This is a genomic window from Terrilactibacillus tamarindi (genome assembly GCF_009718825.1).
GTDB classification, from domain to species: Bacteria; Bacillota; Bacilli; order Bacillales; family Sporolactobacillaceae; genus Terrilactibacillus; species Terrilactibacillus tamarindi.
Genome location: NZ_WNHB01000024.1, coordinates 1 through 18,613 on the forward strand (window position 1 = coordinate 1; position 18,613 = coordinate 18,613).

Annotated in this window: 21 protein-coding genes and 1 riboswitch; of the genes, 19 read left to right on the forward strand and 2 right to left on the reverse strand. The window is 36.8% G+C overall.

The window, feature by feature from the left end; genetic code table 11:
* Positions 1-458 precede the first annotated feature (458 nt).
* Complete coding sequence (locus GMB86_RS13175) at positions 459-659, forward strand: sigma factor G inhibitor Gin (RefSeq protein ID WP_155220683.1); 201 nt, start codon at positions 459-461, stop codon at positions 657-659.
* Between the two features lie 244 nt (positions 660-903).
* Here the strand turns inward: GMB86_RS13175 and GMB86_RS13180 are convergent, their stop codons facing one another.
* The gene (locus tag GMB86_RS13180; RefSeq protein ID WP_155220685.1) at positions 904-1,458 is read right to left on the reverse strand and encodes a phosphoribosyltransferase family protein; all 555 of its coding nucleotides are present in this window, start codon (positions 1,456-1,458) and stop codon (positions 904-906) included.
* Between the two features lie 116 nt (positions 1,459-1,574).
* Positions 1,575-1,676, reverse strand: a riboswitch (purine riboswitch).
* Between the two features lie 130 nt (positions 1,677-1,806).
* Here GMB86_RS13180 and GMB86_RS13185 point away from each other — a divergent pair.
* From GMB86_RS13185 to rsmI, 10 genes are all read left to right on the forward strand, one after another.
* On the forward strand, positions 1,807-3,252 hold the full coding sequence (locus tag GMB86_RS13185) for an aminotransferase class I/II-fold pyridoxal phosphate-dependent enzyme (RefSeq protein ID WP_155220687.1): 1,446 nt from the start codon (positions 1,807-1,809) through the stop codon (positions 3,250-3,252).
* A 2-nt stretch (positions 3,253-3,254) separates the two neighbouring features.
* A complete protein-coding gene (gene tmk, locus GMB86_RS13190; RefSeq protein ID WP_329602928.1) occupies positions 3,255-3,902 on the forward strand; it encodes a dTMP kinase in 648 nt (215 codons plus the stop codon).
* Positions 3,903-3,988: 86 nt separating this feature from the next.
* Entirely contained in the window at positions 3,989-4,318 is a 330-nt protein-coding gene (locus GMB86_RS13195) for a cyclic-di-AMP receptor (RefSeq protein ID WP_155220689.1), read from the forward strand.
* Positions 4,319-4,426: 108 nt separating this feature from the next.
* On the forward strand, positions 4,427-4,864 hold the full coding sequence (locus GMB86_RS13200; RefSeq protein WP_155220691.1) for a YaaR family protein: 438 nt from the start codon (positions 4,427-4,429) through the stop codon (positions 4,862-4,864).
* Positions 4,865-4,877: 13 nt separating this feature from the next.
* Entirely contained in the window at positions 4,878-5,873 is a 996-nt protein-coding gene (gene holB / locus GMB86_RS13205) for a DNA polymerase III subunit delta' (RefSeq protein WP_155220693.1), read from the forward strand.
* A 2-nt stretch (positions 5,874-5,875) separates the two neighbouring features.
* The gene (locus tag GMB86_RS13210) at positions 5,876-6,706 is read left to right on the forward strand and encodes a PSP1 domain-containing protein (protein ID WP_155220695.1); all 831 of its coding nucleotides are present in this window, start codon (positions 5,876-5,878) and stop codon (positions 6,704-6,706) included.
* Positions 6,707-6,719: 13 nt separating this feature from the next.
* Positions 6,720-7,079, forward strand: a complete 360-nt coding sequence (yabA, locus tag GMB86_RS13215) for a DNA replication initiation control protein YabA (RefSeq protein WP_155220697.1) — start codon at positions 6,720-6,722, stop codon at positions 7,077-7,079.
* Between the two features lie 280 nt (positions 7,080-7,359).
* Positions 7,360-8,100, forward strand: coding sequence for a tRNA1(Val) (adenine(37)-N6)-methyltransferase (locus tag GMB86_RS13220; RefSeq protein ID WP_155220699.1), 741 nt, complete (start codon positions 7,360-7,362; stop codon positions 8,098-8,100).
* Positions 8,087-8,365 carry a GIY-YIG nuclease family protein gene (locus GMB86_RS13225; protein WP_155220701.1) on the forward strand — a complete coding sequence of 93 codons (279 nt, stop codon included), beginning with the start codon at positions 8,087-8,089 and terminating at the stop codon, positions 8,363-8,365. The genes GMB86_RS13220 and GMB86_RS13225 overlap by 14 nt, the downstream gene beginning before the upstream one ends.
* Positions 8,343-9,218, forward strand: a complete 876-nt coding sequence (gene rsmI, locus GMB86_RS13230; RefSeq protein WP_155220703.1) for a 16S rRNA (cytidine(1402)-2'-O)-methyltransferase — start codon at positions 8,343-8,345, stop codon at positions 9,216-9,218. The genes GMB86_RS13225 and rsmI overlap by 23 nt, the downstream gene beginning before the upstream one ends.
* A 167-nt stretch (positions 9,219-9,385) precedes the next feature.
* Here rsmI and GMB86_RS13235 read toward each other — a convergent pair whose 3' ends face one another.
* Positions 9,386-9,670 (reverse strand): AbrB/MazE/SpoVT family DNA-binding domain-containing protein, encoded by a 285-nt coding sequence (locus GMB86_RS13235; RefSeq protein WP_155220705.1) that lies wholly within the window; start codon positions 9,668-9,670, stop codon positions 9,386-9,388.
* A gap of 324 nt (positions 9,671-9,994) precedes the next feature.
* Here GMB86_RS13235 and metG point away from each other — a divergent pair, with 324 nt between their 5' ends.
* The 8 genes from metG to GMB86_RS13275 all read left to right on the forward strand — a co-directional run bounded on the left by metG (position 9,995) and on the right by GMB86_RS13275 (position 18,561).
* Complete coding sequence (metG, locus tag GMB86_RS13240) at positions 9,995-12,001, forward strand: methionine--tRNA ligase (protein ID WP_329602935.1); 2,007 nt, start codon at positions 9,995-9,997, stop codon at positions 11,999-12,001.
* A 380-nt stretch (positions 12,002-12,381) separates the two neighbouring features.
* A complete protein-coding gene (locus GMB86_RS13245; protein ID WP_329602929.1) occupies positions 12,382-13,146 on the forward strand; it encodes a TatD family hydrolase in 765 nt (254 codons plus the stop codon).
* 125 nt (positions 13,147-13,271) lie between these two features.
* Positions 13,272-14,453 carry a G5 and 3D domain-containing protein gene (locus GMB86_RS13250; protein ID WP_196220229.1) on the forward strand — a complete coding sequence of 394 codons (1,182 nt, stop codon included), beginning with the start codon at positions 13,272-13,274 and terminating at the stop codon, positions 14,451-14,453.
* Positions 14,454-14,758: 305 nt separating this feature from the next.
* Positions 14,759-15,319 (forward strand): ribonuclease M5, encoded by a 561-nt coding sequence (gene rnmV, locus GMB86_RS13255; RefSeq protein ID WP_329602930.1) that lies wholly within the window; start codon positions 14,759-14,761, stop codon positions 15,317-15,319.
* Positions 15,312-16,184, forward strand: a complete 873-nt coding sequence (gene rsmA / locus GMB86_RS13260) for a 16S rRNA (adenine(1518)-N(6)/adenine(1519)-N(6))-dimethyltransferase RsmA (protein WP_155220713.1) — start codon at positions 15,312-15,314, stop codon at positions 16,182-16,184. Before rnmV ends, rsmA begins: the two co-directional genes overlap by 8 nt.
* Before the next feature lie 226 nt (positions 16,185-16,410).
* Positions 16,411-17,274 carry a sporulation peptidase YabG gene (gene yabG / locus GMB86_RS13265; RefSeq protein WP_155220715.1) on the forward strand — a complete coding sequence of 288 codons (864 nt, stop codon included), beginning with the start codon at positions 16,411-16,413 and terminating at the stop codon, positions 17,272-17,274.
* 564 nt (positions 17,275-17,838) lie between these two features.
* Positions 17,839-18,093 carry a biofilm formation stimulator Veg gene (veg, locus tag GMB86_RS13270; RefSeq protein ID WP_155220717.1) on the forward strand — a complete coding sequence of 85 codons (255 nt, stop codon included), beginning with the start codon at positions 17,839-17,841 and terminating at the stop codon, positions 18,091-18,093.
* Between the two features lie 288 nt (positions 18,094-18,381).
* A complete protein-coding gene (locus GMB86_RS13275) occupies positions 18,382-18,561 on the forward strand; it encodes a small, acid-soluble spore protein, alpha/beta type (RefSeq protein WP_141191670.1) in 180 nt (59 codons plus the stop codon).
* Positions 18,562-18,613 lie beyond the last annotated feature (52 nt).

Consider the following 18,613-nt stretch of genomic DNA (forward strand, 5'->3'; position numbering starts at 1 on the left):
TGGTGCAATAAATCCGGAAGTGGTGCAATAAATCCGGAAGTGGTGCAATAAATCCGGAAGTGGCGCAATAAATCCGGAATAAAACTATTAACATCGTAGATCAACCCAACTAGTTGAGTTAGCAAATATATTTGCCAATGCTGGGCAAAGTTTGAGATATTTTAACCTCTCCGGAAATGGGAGAGGTTTTTTTAAAATAAATAACACTAGATAGTCAGGTGATATAATCCCGGTATGAAAGAGTTGGTACCACCCTTCTTGCCAGTAGTTTTTATTTAAATTGTTTCATGTGAAACATCCCACACAGGTAAGGCTAATTAAATATAAATATAAGTGGAACAGGCACATGAATAAAGTTTAGGGATATAATGTTAAAACAAAACTTCAATATTTTGAATCTCATATTTTGAATAAAAAGCTTGAACAGTGGCAAGACTACTGTTGGAGGTGAATGAAAGATGGGACTAGCAGCTCATTCTTGTACGGGAGAAATATGTGTCATTTGTGGCGAAATAAAGTATAAAGGGATACATGTTTGTAATCAATTAATCTGTGATACTTGTCAAAAAGATATCGTTCATACAGATGTAACTGATGAAAAGTATCGATATTTTATAAGTCAACTTTCCAAATTAAAAGTAAAAGAAACAAAACAGTGAGTGAGAATATGAATGTGTTCGTTGCACCCAGAATCTTCATTCAAGAATTATATATTAAATTATAAAGCAGTCTCTTCATTCCTTCCTGTAGATGACTGCTTTTTTATTAGTCTTTTTCTAAAAGATAATGGCTAGGTGTTTTTGATTTTTTTCGAACATAATAAATTTGTTGTCCTTCCATGTCTCATGTTTCTGCAAAATACTAGCCAAAAACAACATAGTTTGTGAAAGTACCCACCTTTTATTATTTACTACTGTCTTTATTTAAAAAGAGAGGTAATTTGCCTAGGAAAATAATATCTTCTCTTTCAGCGGCATCACCTTCAGCCAAAATAGCAGCTTTGGCAACCACATTTCCACCAGCTTTTATAACTAATTCTTCTAAAGCAAGAAGAGAGTCACCTGTGCTAATGACATCATCGATAATAGCAATCTTTTTTCCTTTTATTTTTTCTGCGTCTTTTCCATCTAAGCAAAGCAGCTGCTTTTTTTGAGTTGTCATCGAAACAACTTCATTAACAAAGGGAGATGACATATAAGGTTTTACACCTTTTCGAGCAACAATAAACTCTTTCATGTTAAGCTGTTTCGAAACTTCATAGGCTAATGGGATCCCTTTTGCTTCAGCTGTAATCAAATAATCTATTGAAGGGAGTTTTTTTGCAATTTGTGGAGAAACATGAGAAATTAATTCTGTATCTCCTAAGATCACAAAACTGGCAATACTCAGCTCGTCATTAATAGGGATAATAGGTAAATCACGGACAAGTCCTGATAGAGATAAAGGATAACTGTTCATTTTTTGTGTCCTCCCGTTACAGTACAATGAGTTAATATGTATATAAAAAAAGCGCCTATATAAATAGACGACGAGTCATAAGCACCAAAAATAAGGATATTCAAGTGTATACCCAGTAGGTGATAGGACGGCGTCATAGTAAAGCAATTTACGGTTGCTTTGTAGAGACTCCTAGACAGTATTTCTAAGATTATATGGGGAATATTTAGTTGAATCTACAACTAGCTTTAACTTATCATACCCAATGACAAGTTTCAATACGACTAAATTTGGTAAGTAAGCCGGCTGACAATAATCTATGTTAAAATAAGGTTAAGCTTAAAATTAAGTGAAGGATTGTATGCTGCTATGGATCAACGACAAACCCCATTATTTGACGCCTTACTTCATTATAAAAATCATCAACGCTATACTTTTCACGTTCCAGGTCATAAAAACGGTGATTGTTTTTTACCTAAGGGGAAGACTGTTTTTAGCCCTATGCTGACGATTGATGCTACCGAAGTAGAAGGGTTAGACGATTTACATGAGCCAATGGGTGTCATTAAAGAGGCGCAAGATCTTTTAGCCAATTATTATAAGACGATAAAAAGTTATTTTCTTGTAAATGGTTCTACGGTAGGGAATCTTACGATGGTTTTATCTACGTGTAAACCAGGTGACAAAGTATTTGTACAAAGAAATAGCCACAAGTCAATTTTTAATGCAATTGAATTAGCTCGTGTAAAACCAATATTTTTATCACCAAAGATAGATTCATTCACGCAAATACCTATAGGATTAGACATAGATACCGTTAGGGAGGCTATTCATGCCCATCCTGATGTAAAAGCCATGATAGTGACCTATCCGAATTATTATGGAATGGCTTCAATGGAATATCAGTCTATTATTGACCTATTGCATAAGCAAGGAGCCCTTGTCTTAGTAGATGAAGCACATGGCGCTCATTTTACGTTAGGACATACAATACCACCAAGTACATTATCCTACGGTGCTGATCTTGTCGTTCATTCAGCGCATAAGACATTACCGGCCATGACGATGGGGTCGTATTTGCATATAAATTCAGATAAAATAGATATAAAAGCTGTGGAAAAATATCTTCATAGTTTGCAATCATCGAGTCCCTCCTATCCCATCATGGCTTCGCTTGACTTAGCTAGATCCTTTATAGCGACGTTAAAAACTAAAAAAATAGTATCAATCTTAGATTCAATACAATCTTTTATCAAAGAATTAGATTCTATAGATCAGATAAAAGTCATACATGAAGATGATATAGGGGCAAGTTTAGATCCATTTAAATTAATCATACAATTGCCCCAATCCATATCCGGCTATGCTTGGCAGAACCAATTGATTCAGCGAGGAATTTATCCAGAGCTAGCGGACCCTCACCATGTCTTGTTTGTATTAGGGTTAGATGATCGTATCGATTATCATAATGCCTTAGGATGCATAAGAGATAGCTTGAAAGATATGCCCAAATGGGAAAAGTTAAGTTATAACATAAATCAACTGACCCCAAGATCAAGTCTTTGTTTGTCTTATGATAAGTTTAGTGATTATCAAACACGTGAAATTGATCTGGATCTTTCCCTATCGTATATTGCAGCGGAACATGTTATTCCTTATCCACCCGGAGTTCCAGTTGTCTTACAAGGTGAAAAAATAACAATGAGCCACATTCAATCAATAAAGGAATGGGACCAAGCTGGGGCTCGTTTTCAAAATAAAGCCATGAACGAAAAAAAACTAACAGTTTATGAAATGCCTAGAGAGGAAGAGTAAGAGTGAAGGGCTTGTTTATTACATTTGAAGGTCCAGATGGTTCTGGAAAATCAACACAAATTAAAAAAATGGCTAATTTGCTTGAAACGAAAAGACTTCCCTATATTTTAACAAGGGAACCTGGAGGTACACGAATTAGTGATAAAATACGAGAAATCATTTTGGATCCGGAACATAATGAACTCACTGAGGAAACAGAAATCTTACTCTACGCTTCTTCAAGGGCACAACATGTTCAAGAAAAAATTATTCCTGCTCTAAACAATGGGAAAATTGTTCTGTGTGATCGATTTATGGATGCTTCGATAGCTTATCAAGGCTATGGTTTAGGGAAGGATCTTCAAACAATAAAATCCATAAATCAATTTGCTTCACAAGGTCTTGAACCCGATCGAACGTATTTTATCGATGTGACGCCTGAAACAGGACGGAAGCGGATGGTGAAACGTGCAGGTGGATCACACGACTTAGATCGGATCGAACTTCGTGAAAAATCCTATCACCAACGAGTTAGAGAAGGATTTATGACCATTTATCACGAAAATAGTAATAGGATCTGTTATATTGATGGTGAAAAAGATCTTAATCAGGTCTTTGATACCATTGTAAATGATTTTTTTGCTTACTATAGCCATCAAGATAAAATATAGTAAGATGAATATAAATTTTTTTATTAATCATGTCAGTAATTGAATGTATAAAGCAATACGAAATCATGATAAAAGGAGAAGGGATCATGAAATTAGTCATGGCTGTTGTTCAAGATAAGGATAGTAATCGGTTACAGTCCGCATTAGTCGAATCAGGATTTAAAGCGACAAAATTAGCGAGTACAGGTGGTTTTCTTAAATCTGGAAATACAACCTTTATCATTGGTGTAGATGATGAGAAAAAGAATGAATTATTGACAGTTATTAAGAAAAACTGTCAATCTAGAGATCAAATCATTACGCCTGTATCCCCAATGGGTGGAAGTACGGATGCTTATATACCTCAACCCGTAGAAGTAGAAGTTGGAGGAGCGACAGTCTTTATTCTTGAAGTTGCGGAGTTTAAGCAGTATTAGATTGAACTGTGACGTTTCTGATTGTCATTTAAGGTGACTTTATAATATATAAAAAATTACGTTGAGCCGTAATATTATCGTTCATTATGAGACATAGGGGAATTTAGGATGTCAATGAAAATTAATCAAGATCGCCAAGTCCAAGAGACGTTTATAAAAAAGGCTATAAATATAGCCCAACCTAAAACAACGTTTCAAAGTCAAATGGATGGTCAACGCGAAAAAATGCAAATGGATGCCTTACAAGAGTTATTGACTAAAGTTGATGAACAAGCCAAACGCTTAGTTCATTCACGTACCGTTAAGGATGTACAAATTTATAAAAAAGCGATTCAGACTTTTGTGCAAGAAGCCATTCAATTTGGTCTTGGTACCAAAGCATCTTATTCATGGTCTCAATCTAATAGCTCCCAACTCATTGTTAAGAAGATAGATGAGAAATTGGTCTCTTTAACAGACCATGTGTTAAAAAAAGAAACGGATTCTCTTAATCTTCTAGATCAACTAGGAGAAATTAGGGGGTTACTCGTGAACTTATATGTATGAAAGAGTGGCAAATATGAGCTGGAAGGCATTTATAGAAAAGCAAAAAACGGCTGCGACAATTTTCACGCATGCCCTAAGGAAAAATGAATTATCTCATGCTTATATTTTAGAGGGTCCAAAGGGAACTGGAAAAAGAGAGATGGCTCAGCTATTGGCCCAAACCCTGTTTTGTGAAAATCGAAAAGGGACTGAACCATGTCATGAATGTCGTAATTGTCGACGCGTTTTATCAGGGAATCATCCTGATATCGTATGGGTAAAAAAAGAAGAGGACGCAACATTAATTAAAAAAGAGCAAATTACTTATTTGATAAAAGAATTTGCTTATCGTAGTGTTGAATCCCAAATGAAACTATTTATCATAGAAGATGCTGATTTGATGAGCAGTCAAGCAGCCAATAGCTTACTTAAATTTATAGAAGAGCCGCATCAGAATACGGTTGCTCTATTGCTTACTGAGCATATTCATCAACTATTAGACACCATTATTTCAAGGTGCCAAGTTCTTACATTTTCAGCTCTTTCTCGAAAGAATTTGGAAGAAAAGCTCATTGAACAGGGCATATCTAAACCCCTTGCGACATTAAGTAGTTCATTAACGAATCGTTACGATGAAGCGATTTCTTATTGTAAGGATGAATGGTTTGCTAACGCTCGTTTACTAGTGATACAATTAGTACAAAAGCTTCTAAATTCCACACAAGCAGGGCTTTCAACCATGTATGAACACGTTGCTCCGCATTTTAAAGATCAAAAGCAATGGGACATTGCCTTAGATTTATTACTGTTTTGGTATAGAGATATGATGTCGATCCATTTAGATCGATTAGGTGAAGTTGTCTATTGTGACAAACTCGATGAATTGAAAAGCCAAACCCTGCAAAAGTCCTTACAACATATTGCCGACGATATGGCTTATATCTTAAAAGCAAAACGCCAGTTGTTGTTGCATGTTAATGGACTCAGTGTAATGGAAGAGCTTATTGTAAAGTTACAAGGGGAGGCCTAATGATGAACTACGATATCGTAGGTGTCCGTTTCAAAAAGGCGGGTAAAATTTATTACTTTGACCCAGATCAACTTGACATTTCACAGGATGATTGTGTTATTGTAGAAACGACAAGAGGCATTGAATTTGGAACGGTTGTGATTGGACGAAAGACCGTGGGAGAAGAGGATGTCGTTCTTCCTTTGAAAAAAGTCATTAGACTCGCTACTGATGAGGATAAAGAACATGTTAAACAAAATAAGCACGATGCTGAAGCAGCTCTTGATATATGTTTAAAAAAAGTATACGATCATCAATTGGATATGAAATTAATTGATGTAGAATATACCTTTGATCGCAATAAAATTATTTTTTATTTTACTTCAGATGGGCGTGTAGATTTTAGAGAGCTCGTCAAAGATTTAGCAGCAGTATTTAAAACAAGAATTGAACTTAGACAAATAGGTGTGAGAGACGAGGCTAAGATGCTTGGCGGCATAGGACCTTGTGGGCGTATGTTATGTTGCTCAACTTTTTTAGGTGATTTTGAACCAGTATCAATCAAAATGGCAAAGGATCAGAACCTTTCTTTAAATCCTGCCAAAATTTCTGGTGTTTGTGGAAGATTAATGTGTTGTTTAAAGTATGAAAATGACCAATATGAATCTGCTAAACAAGAACTTCCGGACATTGGCGAATCGATTAGTGTACTTCACGGTAAAGGACGCGTCGTTGGATTGAATATACTGGAAAAACTCGTGCAAATTGAGTTGAAGGATCCCAATAGAGTGATTGAGTATACATTAGACGAGCTCATCGAGGAAGGAGCCATCTCTTCACAAGCCACTAGATAAGAGGTGGATGGGCTTGGGGAAAAAAGACATTTTTTCACAAGTAAGTCGATTGGAAGAACAAATTGGACAATTGTATAGTGAACTCGGCGATTTGAAAATGCAATTGGCTAGTTTGCTTGAGGATAATCAGCACCTTGCCATTGAGAATCGTAACCTTAGACAGCATATTGAGAATGTGCAAAATGAGAAGAAATCACAGAAGCAAGAAGGAACCGGTCCGAAACCTGCTACGGTCCGTCCCGAAGTTGGGGAAGGATATGACAATTTAGCAAGGTTATATCAAGAGGGGTTCCATATTTGCAACCTGCATTATGGAAGTATTCGTAAAGAAGGAGATTGTCTTTTTTGTTTGTCGTTCTTAAACAAGAAGTAACGCTTGGAGTCCGATTGACTTTAGAAGTTAAAATTTAAACTCGCCATTATGGCGGGTTTTTATTTCACTTTAAGTGCGTTCTAAAAAGGTGACAAATCAGAAGTAAGAAGATAGGCACTGTCTGCGCCATATAGACCCCGCAATCGGCAAGTTTTCACTATAATGGTTATGCTAAATATATGTCGTCTTTTGTGTAAAAGCTCATGCTTTTAACCCAAAAACTTTTTGTCAAAACGATTGATTAGCATAGCCTATTTATTTGTTTAAAGGAATGAGAAAATTGGTAGAAATTAAGCCGAATGAACGTGTCGATGAGTTGTTTAATACGCCGCTCAAGGTCATTCAATCAAAAGATTATTTTGCTTTTTCATTAGACGCCGTTTTGCTAGCTAACTTTGTCTATGTTCCTATCCAACGCGGGAAACTAATAGATCTTTGTACCGGCAATGGGGCGATACCCTTTATTCTGTCAACACGTACGAAAGGTGAAATTACAGGGATAGAAATCCAGCAGGAAATTTATGATTTAGCAGAGAGAAGTAATAGGCTAAATGGTTTAGATACCCAAATTAATTTTATCCATGACGATATTAAAAACGCCACGCATCGATTTGGGCGACACCAGTATGACGTTGTGACATGCAACCCGCCCTACTTTAAAAAAGAACAGGCAAGAGATCAAAATATCAATGAACATGTTGCTATAGCAAGACATGAAATCCATATTACATTAGAAGACGTCATCACTATTTCTAGCTCTCTCGTTAAACAAAATGGTAAGGTGGCGTTGGTTCACCGTCCCGAGCGTTTGGTCGAGATGATAACCTTCATGAAGAAGGTTGATTTAGAGCCAAAAAGATGTCAATTTGTCCATCCAAAACAAGGAAAACCAGCCAATATGGTGTTAATTGAAGCTGCGTACAAGGGCAAACCTGGCTTGAAAGTTCTACCCCCCATCCATGTTTATGACGACAAGGGACATTATACGAAAGAGGTATGGCCATCTAATGAAAGAGTATAGCGTGTATATCTTAAAGTGTTCGGATGGAACACTATACACTGGATACACAACAAATATCGAAAAACGTATTCAAGTTCATGAAAGTGGCAAAGGTGCTAAGTATACGCGAAGCCGATTACCTGTCCAGTTGGTTTATAAGGAAACCTTAAAGACAAAATCAGAAGCTATGAAACGAGAATATGCCATTAAACAATTACGAAGGAAACAAAAATTGGATCTGATACGGGAAAGGGACGTTAATCATGTGGACGCAAGAAAGTTATAAAAAAAACCAAGAAAAAGGAATATTGTATCTTGTCCCCACCCCCATAGGTAATTTAGAAGATATGACCATGCGAGCTATTAGAGTATTAAAGGAAGCCGATATTCTTGCCGCCGAAGACACAAGACAAACGATGAAATTATGTAATCACTTTGACATTCACACGCAGCTCGTTAGCTACCATGAGCATAATAAACAGACAAGTGGAGAGAAGCTGATTCAAGCCCTGCAAGAAGGAAAATCAGTGGCTATTGTGACCGATGCTGGTACACCAGCCATTTCAGATCCTGGCTATGATTTAGTTGTCCGGTGTATTGAAAATAAAATCAATATTGTCCCGCTTCCAGGAGCCAATGCAGCTATTACGGCTTTGATTGCATCAGGATTAGATACAGAACATTTTCTTTTTTATGGTTTTCTTCCTAGACAAAAGAAACAAAAACAAGAAGCTCTAGAATCATTAAGTCATTTGCCATTTACGCTTATTTTTTATGAATCTCCTTATCGGGTAAAAGAAACTCTCGAATCAATACATCAAATTCTAGGAAACAGACGAGTGACATTGAGTAGAGAATTAACAAAGACATATGAAACGATGGTCCGAGGGACATTACAGGAGATTATTCAGGCCTTTCCAGAACTAACAATTAAAGGAGAGTATTGCTTAATTGTTGAAGGGACCCTAGATGAGCAGCCTAGCCAAACGTGGTGGGATGATCTCAATCTAGAGGAGCACTTGACGCATTATGTAAAAGTCAAACAAATGTCAAGTAAGGAGGCTATCAAAGTGGTTGCGAAAGAAAGAGGCATTCCTAAGCGGGAGGTTTATCAGTATTATATTGAAACGTTTAAGTGATTGGAAACATAGAGACCGAGTAGATGAGCTTAAGAAGTAAATACGTTACAAACCTTTTGTTTTTGCCTACTAGACAGTAACAACCTCGAAGAAAACAGCCAAATAAAAAAACTGCCTTATTAGAATTGAGGGCAGTTTTTTATGTGCAGTCTATATGTCTATTTCTCTTATTGTTGTTGTTTTTGTAAGAATCCTTCAATTTCTTTAAGGACAATTTCAGCACCTTCACGACTTAATACTAATTTACCACCGATGTTTAAGTTAGCATCAGAAACATCACCCGTAATTTGGCAAGTCATGCTAGGCTTGTACTTTTTAAGAATGATTTTATCATCATCCACATAAATTTCGAGTGCATCTTTTTCAGCAATACCTAATGTTCTTCTTAGTTCAATCGGAATAACGACGCGACCTAGTTCGTCAACCTTTCTTACAATACCAGTAGATTTCATGAATCGTGTTCCTCCCCATATTCTCTTTTTTTCTATATGTCAGAATTCGACATATTTTTATTAATAATACCAACGATTTACAGTGACGTCAATCGTTTTCTTTTTAATCTATTTTAACCCTATATTGAGATAAAGTCTATTTATTTACTTCACTGTAAAATATAGAGATTTTAATAGAATAGGAGATTTTTTATTTAAAAGTTCTTGTTGTCATTGAGAGTGAACCCTTGTCATTCTTGACATTCGCCATAGTGATTAGTATAGTTTCTTTGAAAGAGACGGAGTGCTCATCTGCCTCAAGTAGTAAATTAATGAGGAGGTTAAATCGTGACAGAAAAGAAAACGTTTTATATTACCACACCGATTTATTATCCAAGTGGTCGATTACATATTGGGCATGCTTATACGACGGTAGCTGGAGATGCCATGGCAAGATACAAACGCCTCAGAGGGTATGATGTGAAATATCTTACGGGTACTGACGAACATGGTCAAAAGATTCAGGAAAAAGCTGAAGAAATAGGCGTCTCGCCACTTTCTTATGTAGATGGAATGGTCGCTCAAATTAAAACTTTATGGAAGAAACTTGATATTTCATATGATGATTTCATTCGTACAACGGAGGAGCGCCACACAAAAATTGTACAGAAAATTTTTAAACGTTTGGTGGATCAAGGGGACATCTATTTAGGTGAATATGAGGGTTGGTATAGTATTCCTGATGAAACCTATTATACGGAAACACAGTTGGTTGATGTAGAATATAATGATAAAGGTAAAATTATCGGCGGTAAAAGCCCCGATAGTGGCCATCCAGTTGAGAAGGTCAAAGAGGAAAGTTACTTTTTCAAAATGAGTAAATACGCAGATCGTTTGTTACAATATTATGAAGAAAATCCGGACTTTATTCAACCAGAAACTAGAAAAAATGAAATGATTAATAATTTTATTAAACCAGGACTCGAAGATCTTGCTGTTTCACGTACGGCCTTTAATTGGGGCGTGAAGGTACCAAATAACCCCAAACATGTGGTGTATGTATGGATAGATGCCTTATCTAACTATATTACCGCACTTGGCTACGGCACGGATCATGATGAGGAGTACAAAAAATACTGGCCATGTAATGTCCATTTAGTAGGAAAAGAGATTGTCCGCTTTCATACAATTTACTGGCCAATCATATTAATGGCTCTTGATTTACCGCTTCCTAAAAAAGTATACGGACATGGTTGGTTATTAATGAAAGACGGGAAAATGTCTAAGTCTAAAGGTAATGTTGTAGATCCTGAACCATTGATCGATCGATATGGACTTGATTCTTTGCGCTATTATCTATTGAGAGAGGTACCATTTGGCTCTGATGGCGTCTTTACTCCGGAGGCATTTATAGAAAGAATCAATTATGATTTAGCGAATGATCTTGGTAACTTATTAAACCGGACGGTTGCGATGGTGAATAAGTACTTTGACGGCGTTGTTCCAAAAGATAATGGACCTGTGACACCGTTTGATGATGATCTCAAAGCATTCGTGGATAAAACGATTCAAACAGTTGAAAGAGAAATGGAAAATCTTCAATTCTCTATTGCGTTAACGGCGATTTGGCAATTGGTTAGCCGGACCAATAAATATATTGATGAAACAGCTCCTTGGATTCTAGCTAAAGATGAATCCAAGAAATCAGCCTTGGCTGCCGTCATGACAAATTTGGTTCAAACCATTCGATCCATCGCGATTATGATTCAACCATTTTTCACGTCAACACCTAAGAAAATTTTCGATCAACTCGGTATCTTAGAGGATGGGGAAAAGTCATGGGATAGTTTAAGTACCTATCATTTGAGTCAAGGGTCTTGGAAAGTTAAAAAAGGGGATCCTATCTTTCCACGATTAGATGTCGATGAAGAAGTACAATACATCCTTACCCAAATGCGCCAACCGGGACTTGAACCATCAAATGAAGAGAAGCCAGTAGATACAAAATCAGATCTCGAAGCTACAAAACCTGAAATCACGATTGATGATTTTAACAAATTAGATTTGCGAGTAGCTGAGATTCTTAGTGTTGAAAAAGTAAAGAAAGCCGATAAACTGCTAAAATTACAAGTCGATTTGGGGTATGAAAAACGCCAAGTTGTTTCAGGTATAGCTGAATACTACAATGAAGATGAATTGGTTGGTCAAAAAGTGATTGTTGTCGCTAATTTAAAACCTGTAAAATTACGCGGGGAGTTGTCCCAAGGGATGATTCTAGCGGGAAAATCCGGTAACATGCTAAAAGTAGCGGCACCGCATGCTGATTTACCAAATGGAACATCAATAAAATAAGTAATTTAAAGGTTTAAAGGAATTATCAATTGTTAACAATGGTTAATAATTGATAGTTCCTTTTTATATTTTCTAAAAAGTGAAGGCAAATAGTTATCCACAGATAGCCGAAAACGCATGTCGAAAGTGGAAATAAAGGTAAAATTATCGTCAGAAACGCCCAATTGTTACAGACTCGTAATATACATGACATGTTATTGTTGCTTGTGAAATATGATCCTATGTTAAACTAACGAAGGATTTGAGAGGGTTTTCCTTTGGTTTTTTAATATGAAAAAATCAAGAGGAGGATCAATTATGAATTCTCAACTTCAAGATTATGGTATTCAAACGAGTCTATCTTTTGAAATGATAAAAAAGGGAAAATGGGTGGTGATGAGGTGCTTTTTGATACGCATACACATCTAAATATTCCTGAATTTAAAGAGGACTATGAAGATGTCTTGCTAAGGGCTGAAGAAGCAGGTGTTTCCAAAATGCTTATTGTTGGTTTTGATCGTCCAACAATTACTGAAGCCATAAAAATGATTCAAATGGATTCAAGATTTTATGGTGCAGTAGGTTGGCATCCGGTCGATGCAATCGATATGACTGAAGAAGATCTTCTTTGGATAGAAGAACTTTTGCATCAACCTAAAGTGGTTGCTCTTGGAGAGATCGGTCTAGATTACCACTGGGACAAATCACCTAAGGATATCCAGAAACAAGTATTTCGGAAACAAATCCAGCTAGCTAGAAAATGTCAGGTACCGATTATCATACATAATCGTGAAGCAACGGAAGATATCGTTGCTATTTTAAAAGAAGAACATGCAGAAGACATTGGAGGCATCATGCATTGCTATAGCGATAATTGGGATTATGCCAAACAATGCCTCGATATGAACTTCTACATTAGTTTTGGTGGACCTGTGACTTTTAAAAATGCACCATTGCAAAGAGAAGTTGCTGCCAAGGTCCCTATTAATAGATTACTTATTGAAACAGATTGTCCCTATTTAAGTCCACACCCCTTTAGAGGTAAAAGGAATGAGCCAGCAAGGGTAAAACTTGTTGCGGAAAAAATAGCTGAGTTACGTCATATCACGTATGAAGAACTTGCAAATGCAACGATGGAAAACGCTCAACGGTTATTTAAAATTTAATTCTTATTAATAGATATAAAAAATATGATTCTTTCCCCTACGATCAACATTAAAAGCCGTGAGTTAGATAGAGAAAACGTGAAAAACTAATGGCACACTCGTTTGAACGAAAAAGGAGAAATCGAATGCAACTAAATATAAAACGTCTTTTATTAAAGAGAAAGAAGACCATCGTGACCATGACTGCTGTGTTTTTACTGACCTTTGTAGCTTATACTGCTTATGCATCTTCAAAAGTCACGGTTGTTTTTGTTAAAGATGGTCAGGAACAAAAGGTCGACACACATACGAATAATGTTCGTTCTTTTTTGAAAGAACAAGGAATCAAGCTTGGCGATCACGATGAGATGTCACCAGGACCAAATATATATTTAAAAGAAAATATGAAAATTACTTGGACACCTGCTTATCAAATTACTCTAGAAATCAATGATCAAAAAGAAACCGTCTGGACGACGGCCAAGACCATTCGTAACTTTTTTAATCTGCAGCACATTGATGTTAAACCACAAGACGTTGTGTCTCCTTCATTAAGTGGCAAAATTACAGATCATATGACGGTACACTATGAACCTGCAAAGCTAGTAAATCTTAAAGATGGTCAAGAAGCACAACGTTCAATTTGGACAACAGCTAAGACGGTCGAGGAATTTTTACAGGAACAACACGTGAATGTAGGTAAAGAAGATCGTGTCAATCCAGGAATTGATGAACAGCTCGCCTCCAATCTCACCGTTTCAGTGATACATGTTAAAAAAGTTAATAAACAAGAAGAAAAAGTCTTACCTTTTCAAACAAAAACAGAGGAAAGTTCTGATTTACGTAAAGGTAAAACAAAAGTGCTAAAGCCAGGAGAAAAAGGAAAAGTACATCAAACTTACGAAATCATATATGAAAATGACAAGCAAGTGGCTAAGAACTTAGTAAAAACAGAAGAGATTAGTAAGCCGAAAGATCGTGTCATTCTTGTTGGCACAAAACCAAATGCGCCGGTACAGACAGATAAATCATCTGCTACAAAAACTGTTACAGTTACTAGTACAGCCTATACAGCCGATTGCAAAGGATGTTCAGGTTATACTAAGACTGGACTAAATTTAAAATCTAGTCCCGGAACGAAAGTCATTGCTGTTGATCCTAAGATCATTCCACTTGGAACGAGGGTCTACGTTGAAGGTTACGGTTATGCTGTAGCTGGTGATACAGGCGGAGCCATTGATGGGCATAAAATTGACATCTTTTTCCCATCTAAACACCAAGCAAATAACTGGGGTAGAAAAAAAGTGAATGTGACCGTTTATAGATAATACGATAAACTGACAAAATATAAGTATGAACGTTCATGTAAAAGAAGTACAGGAAACTTACTGTACTTCTTTTTTACATTGAAGGTATAAGTAAGTGTGTGTTCAAAAAGGCGGTAAATTAGAAGCAAGAAGGTCAAGGCGGCGCCGTTTTGAGGACCCAAGCCCCGCAATCTTTAAGTTATGTTAATGGGATCGTGCCTTCAGAAAAATCATTTGGGGTACCTGAAGGTTTTCTTTACTTTTACTTATAAAACGAAGTAAGATGGAATAAGGTTTTATTATTGGACGAATAAGGAGAATTCATGGTGGTCATTAAAGAAATCATTGTTGTTGAAGGTAAATGTGATACTTTAGCGATTAAGAATGCTGTTGAGGCGGATACGATTGAAACGAATGGTTCGGCAGTGGGTAAGGACGTATTAGAAATGATTCAACGAGCCCAGGATAAAAGAGGCGTTATTATTTTTACTGATCCTGATTACCCGGGTGAGAGAATTCGAAAAATTGTATCAAGCTCTGTTAAAGGGTGCAAGCATGCATTTTTAACAAAGCAAGAGGCCAAGGGTCGCCCGAACGAAAGTCTAGGTATTGAACATGCTAAACCAAGTGCCATTCAAGAAGCTCTTCGAGATGTGTATACTGAAGCTGAGGAACCTAAGGAATATATATCTATGACCATTTTGCGAGAGTATGGGTTAATAGCCGGACAAAACGCTCGTAAACGTAGGGAGAGACTCGGTGAAAGGTTAAAAATAGGTTATACGAATGCCAAACAACTTCATAAACGTTTACGTATTTTTCAAGTGACACCTGCCGAGTTTCATGAGGCACTTAAAGCTGTCATAGAGGAGGAAAAGCATGAATAAACGCATATCATCACCGAGACAAACGCAAGATATTATCAAGCAACATGATTTTACGTTTAAAAAGAGCTTGGGACAGAACTTCTTAATTGATGAAAATATATTATCTAACATTGTATCTGCAGCGGATGTTACGGACGCAAGTTATGTTATTGAAATTGGACCGGGCATAGGGGCTCTAACTCAATTATTGGCTGAACGAGCTAAAAAAGTTGTTGCGATAGAAATTGATGAAAGATTAAAACCCATTTTATTTAAAACATTAAATGGCCATTCCAATGTAACGGTTCGATTCGGTGATGTTCTAAAAGTGGATTTACATCAAATCATAAAGGAAGAATTTCCAGATGGTGCGGAAATTAAAGTGATTGCGAACTTACCTTATTATGTAACGACACCGATCCTAATGAGGCTATTAACCAGTCAACTGCCTATAACAGATATCGTCGTAATGATTCAGAAAGAAGTAGCTGAACGGTTGGAAGCGAGTCCTGGAGAGAAAAGCTATGGTTCATTGTCGATAGCTGTACAATATATGGCGGAGCCACGCATTATGATGGCGGTTCCAAAAACTGTTTTTATCCCGCAGCCAAATGTCGATTCAGCTGTGATCCGACTACAGGTCAGAAAAGAGAAGAAAGTACAGGTGATGAGTGAAGACTTCTTTTTTAAAGTTGTGAGAGCAAGTTTTGGTCAACGAAGGAAAACGCTCATGAATAACTTGATGAATAATCTTTATACAAAAGATCAAAAAGCGTCATTGCTTTCTGTACTTGAAGAGGTATCTATTGATCCTAAGCGCCGCGGGGAAACGTTATCCATTGAGGAATTTGGAAAATTAGCCGATGCTTTGTACACCATGAAGTAAACTTCTTTTAATATTTGATATTAAAGTCTTATCTCTTAAGTAAAGAGAAGGAATCTATAAGCTTTCTATCCACGAGCTCTCAATAGCTAGGATAGAAGGCTTTTGTCATTATGAACAGGACAGTTTTTTATCCCAACTATAATTCAAAATAGGTCATAAAGAAGGTTTCTCACGCATAGATTAAACTTAGGTTGTTTAATGGGTTGTAAGTGTGAGGAGGACGGACATGACGATTAATATTGGTGATTTAGTTTCGAGATTGTCCTATAACGGTGATGTGTGCTTTCGAGTGGTTACCATTAATAAAGAAACAGAAATAGCAGAATTGATAGGAGAAGATTTAAGACTTTATGCCGATTCACCCATCAGTGATTTAATGATTGTAACAGAAGAAAAAAGACATGAATATGAAAAACAAACGCAAGACTTAGAAAATCAATCCACGAAACTTTTTAGACAAGATTACCAAAAACTAAAATTAAAGCGAGAATACACGGCAACAAATGGATATCGTTCAGGGACTTCATATTTTGAGATGCCAGGCCGCGTCCTTCATGTTGATGGTGATCCTCATTATTTAAAAAAATGCCTCCGGGTTTATGAAAAATTGGGTGTTCCGGTTTTAGGAAAATACATGCCTGAAGATCAAATGCCTGAAAATGTTCCCCAGCTCGTCCGTCAAATTAGACCCGATATACTGGTTTTAACAGGCCACGATGCATACATGAAAAACAAAGGATCGGAAGACAACATTAAAGCTTATCGCCATTCTGGACATTTTGTTCGGACAGTTAAGGAAGTCCGCTATATGACACCCAATCTTGACCAGTTGATTATCTTTGCAGGCGCTTGTCAATCCCATTTTGAAATGCTTATTCGTGCTGGAGCCAATTTTGCGAGTTCTCCTACCCGCGTAAATATTCATGCGCTAGATCCGGTTTATCTTGTTTCTAAAATCAGTTTCACGTCATTTATGGATCGTATAAATGTGTGGGACGTTCTAAGAAATACACTTGCAGGAACAGATGGACTTGGAGGTGTGGAAAGTCGTGGCATGCTAAGAACAGGTTTGCCGTATCAATTACCTTAAAGTACGTGTTCAAAAAAGGACAAATTAATAAGAGGGGGCACCATTCCTAAGGACCGGCCTTCCACATGATGTGGTAGCTTTAGGCGATAGCCAAAGGACGTGAGCGATTTTAGTTGAAGATCCTCTTGGATAGCGTCGGAAATTCGTAGCTTATCATTTGGTGACTTTTTGAACTACGACTTAAAATACATGTTCAAAAAGGCGACAAATTAGAAGCAAGAAGGTCAAGGCGGCGCCGTTTTGAGGACCAGAATGTAGGTTTTTACTACATGAGGACCGGCCTTCCACAGGATGTGGTGGCTTCAACGTTGCTCACAGGACGTGAGTGATTTTAGTTGAAGATCCTCTTGGATAGCGCCGAAATTCGTAGCTTATCATTTGGTGAATTTTTGAACAACATCTTAAAGCTACATAATTTTGCAAGCAACTGCACATGCTACAACTAATAAGATGTAAAAGTCATTGACAGAAGGATGATTTACTTGATATAATTCACTTTTTGTTTGTAATTGACACATCTGCTCGAAATGTGGTATAATCATGTTAAGTGAGGTGGATTCACGAATGGGAAAAACCATTAATGATATCAAATGCGCTTTAGATGAACGTGTCGGTAAACGATTAGCTTTAAAAGCTAATGGAGGCAGACGGAAAACCATACAACGCGTTGGTGTTCTAGAAGAAACCTATCCAGCTGTGTTTATTGTAAAATTGGATGAAGATACGAACGCTTATGAACGTGTATCATATAGTTATACAGATGTTTTAACAGAATCAGTCGAAATTACTTTTCTAGAAGAAATAGCGAGCGGGCAGTAAGACATTTTTGTCTAACTGCTTTTTTGTTTGCTTTTTTTTATTATAATTGGTGATGCTCTGGAGATCAAGACGATATCAATAATTAAGATATACATAATTCATCATTAAAGGCTGTGTTGTTCGTTAAACCAATATAAAAAAGAGTTGTCACGATCTTAGACCAAAATAGATTGCATGACGACCTAAATATATTAGTATCAAATTATAAATTAGGTTAACTGAATAATGACGAATGTGTAAACAAACACTATAAAAGCTTAATCACATCTATATAAGGGGGTAATGATCTTGTCTAGACGTCGTGGTATCATGTCTGAAGAGTTCAAAGTGGAACTTGCGAAAGAACTTGGTTTCTATGACACTGTTCAACAAGAAGGATGGGGCGGTATTCGTGCACGCGATGCCGGTAATATGGTGAAAAGAGCCATCGAAATTGCTGAAAGACAGATGAAACAGGATCAACAATAATGTGATTAAGTAGCCCGAAGCATCCATTGCTTCGGGCTTTATTTAATAACTT

Bases quoted from the DNA above. Each gene is read 5' to 3' on its own strand.
- GMB86_RS13225 (WP_155220701.1), top strand. From the start codon at position 8,087: ATGAAAGAGTATAGCGTGTATATCTTAAAGTGTTCGGATGGAACACTA.
- GMB86_RS13210 (WP_155220695.1), top strand. From the start codon at position 5,876: ATGAACTACGATATCGTAGGTGTCCGTTTCAAAAAGGCGGGTAAAATT.
- GMB86_RS13235 (WP_155220705.1), bottom strand. From the start codon at position 9,670: ATGAAATCTACTGGTATTGTAAGAAAGGTTGACGAACTAGGTCGCGTC.
- GMB86_RS13200 (WP_155220691.1), top strand. From the start codon at position 4,427: ATGTCAATGAAAATTAATCAAGATCGCCAAGTCCAAGAGACGTTTATA.
- rsmA (WP_155220713.1), top strand. From the start codon at position 15,312: ATGAATAAACGCATATCATCACCGAGACAAACGCAAGATATTATCAAG.
- holB (WP_155220693.1), top strand. From the start codon at position 4,878: ATGAGCTGGAAGGCATTTATAGAAAAGCAAAAAACGGCTGCGACAATT.
- GMB86_RS13185 (WP_155220687.1), top strand. From the start codon at position 1,807: ATGGATCAACGACAAACCCCATTATTTGACGCCTTACTTCATTATAAA.
- veg (WP_155220717.1), top strand. From the start codon at position 17,839: ATGGGAAAAACCATTAATGATATCAAATGCGCTTTAGATGAACGTGTC.
- GMB86_RS13250 (WP_196220229.1), top strand. From the start codon at position 13,272: ATGCAACTAAATATAAAACGTCTTTTATTAAAGAGAAAGAAGACCATC.
- GMB86_RS13175 (WP_155220683.1), top strand. From the start codon at position 459: ATGGGACTAGCAGCTCATTCTTGTACGGGAGAAATATGTGTCATTTGT.
- GMB86_RS13180 (WP_155220685.1), bottom strand. From the start codon at position 1,458: ATGAACAGTTATCCTTTATCTCTATCAGGACTTGTCCGTGATTTACCT.
- yabG (WP_155220715.1), top strand. From the start codon at position 16,411: ATGACGATTAATATTGGTGATTTAGTTTCGAGATTGTCCTATAACGGT.
- GMB86_RS13195 (WP_155220689.1), top strand. From the start codon at position 3,989: ATGAAATTAGTCATGGCTGTTGTTCAAGATAAGGATAGTAATCGGTTA.
- rsmI (WP_155220703.1), top strand. From the start codon at position 8,343: ATGTGGACGCAAGAAAGTTATAAAAAAAACCAAGAAAAAGGAATATTG.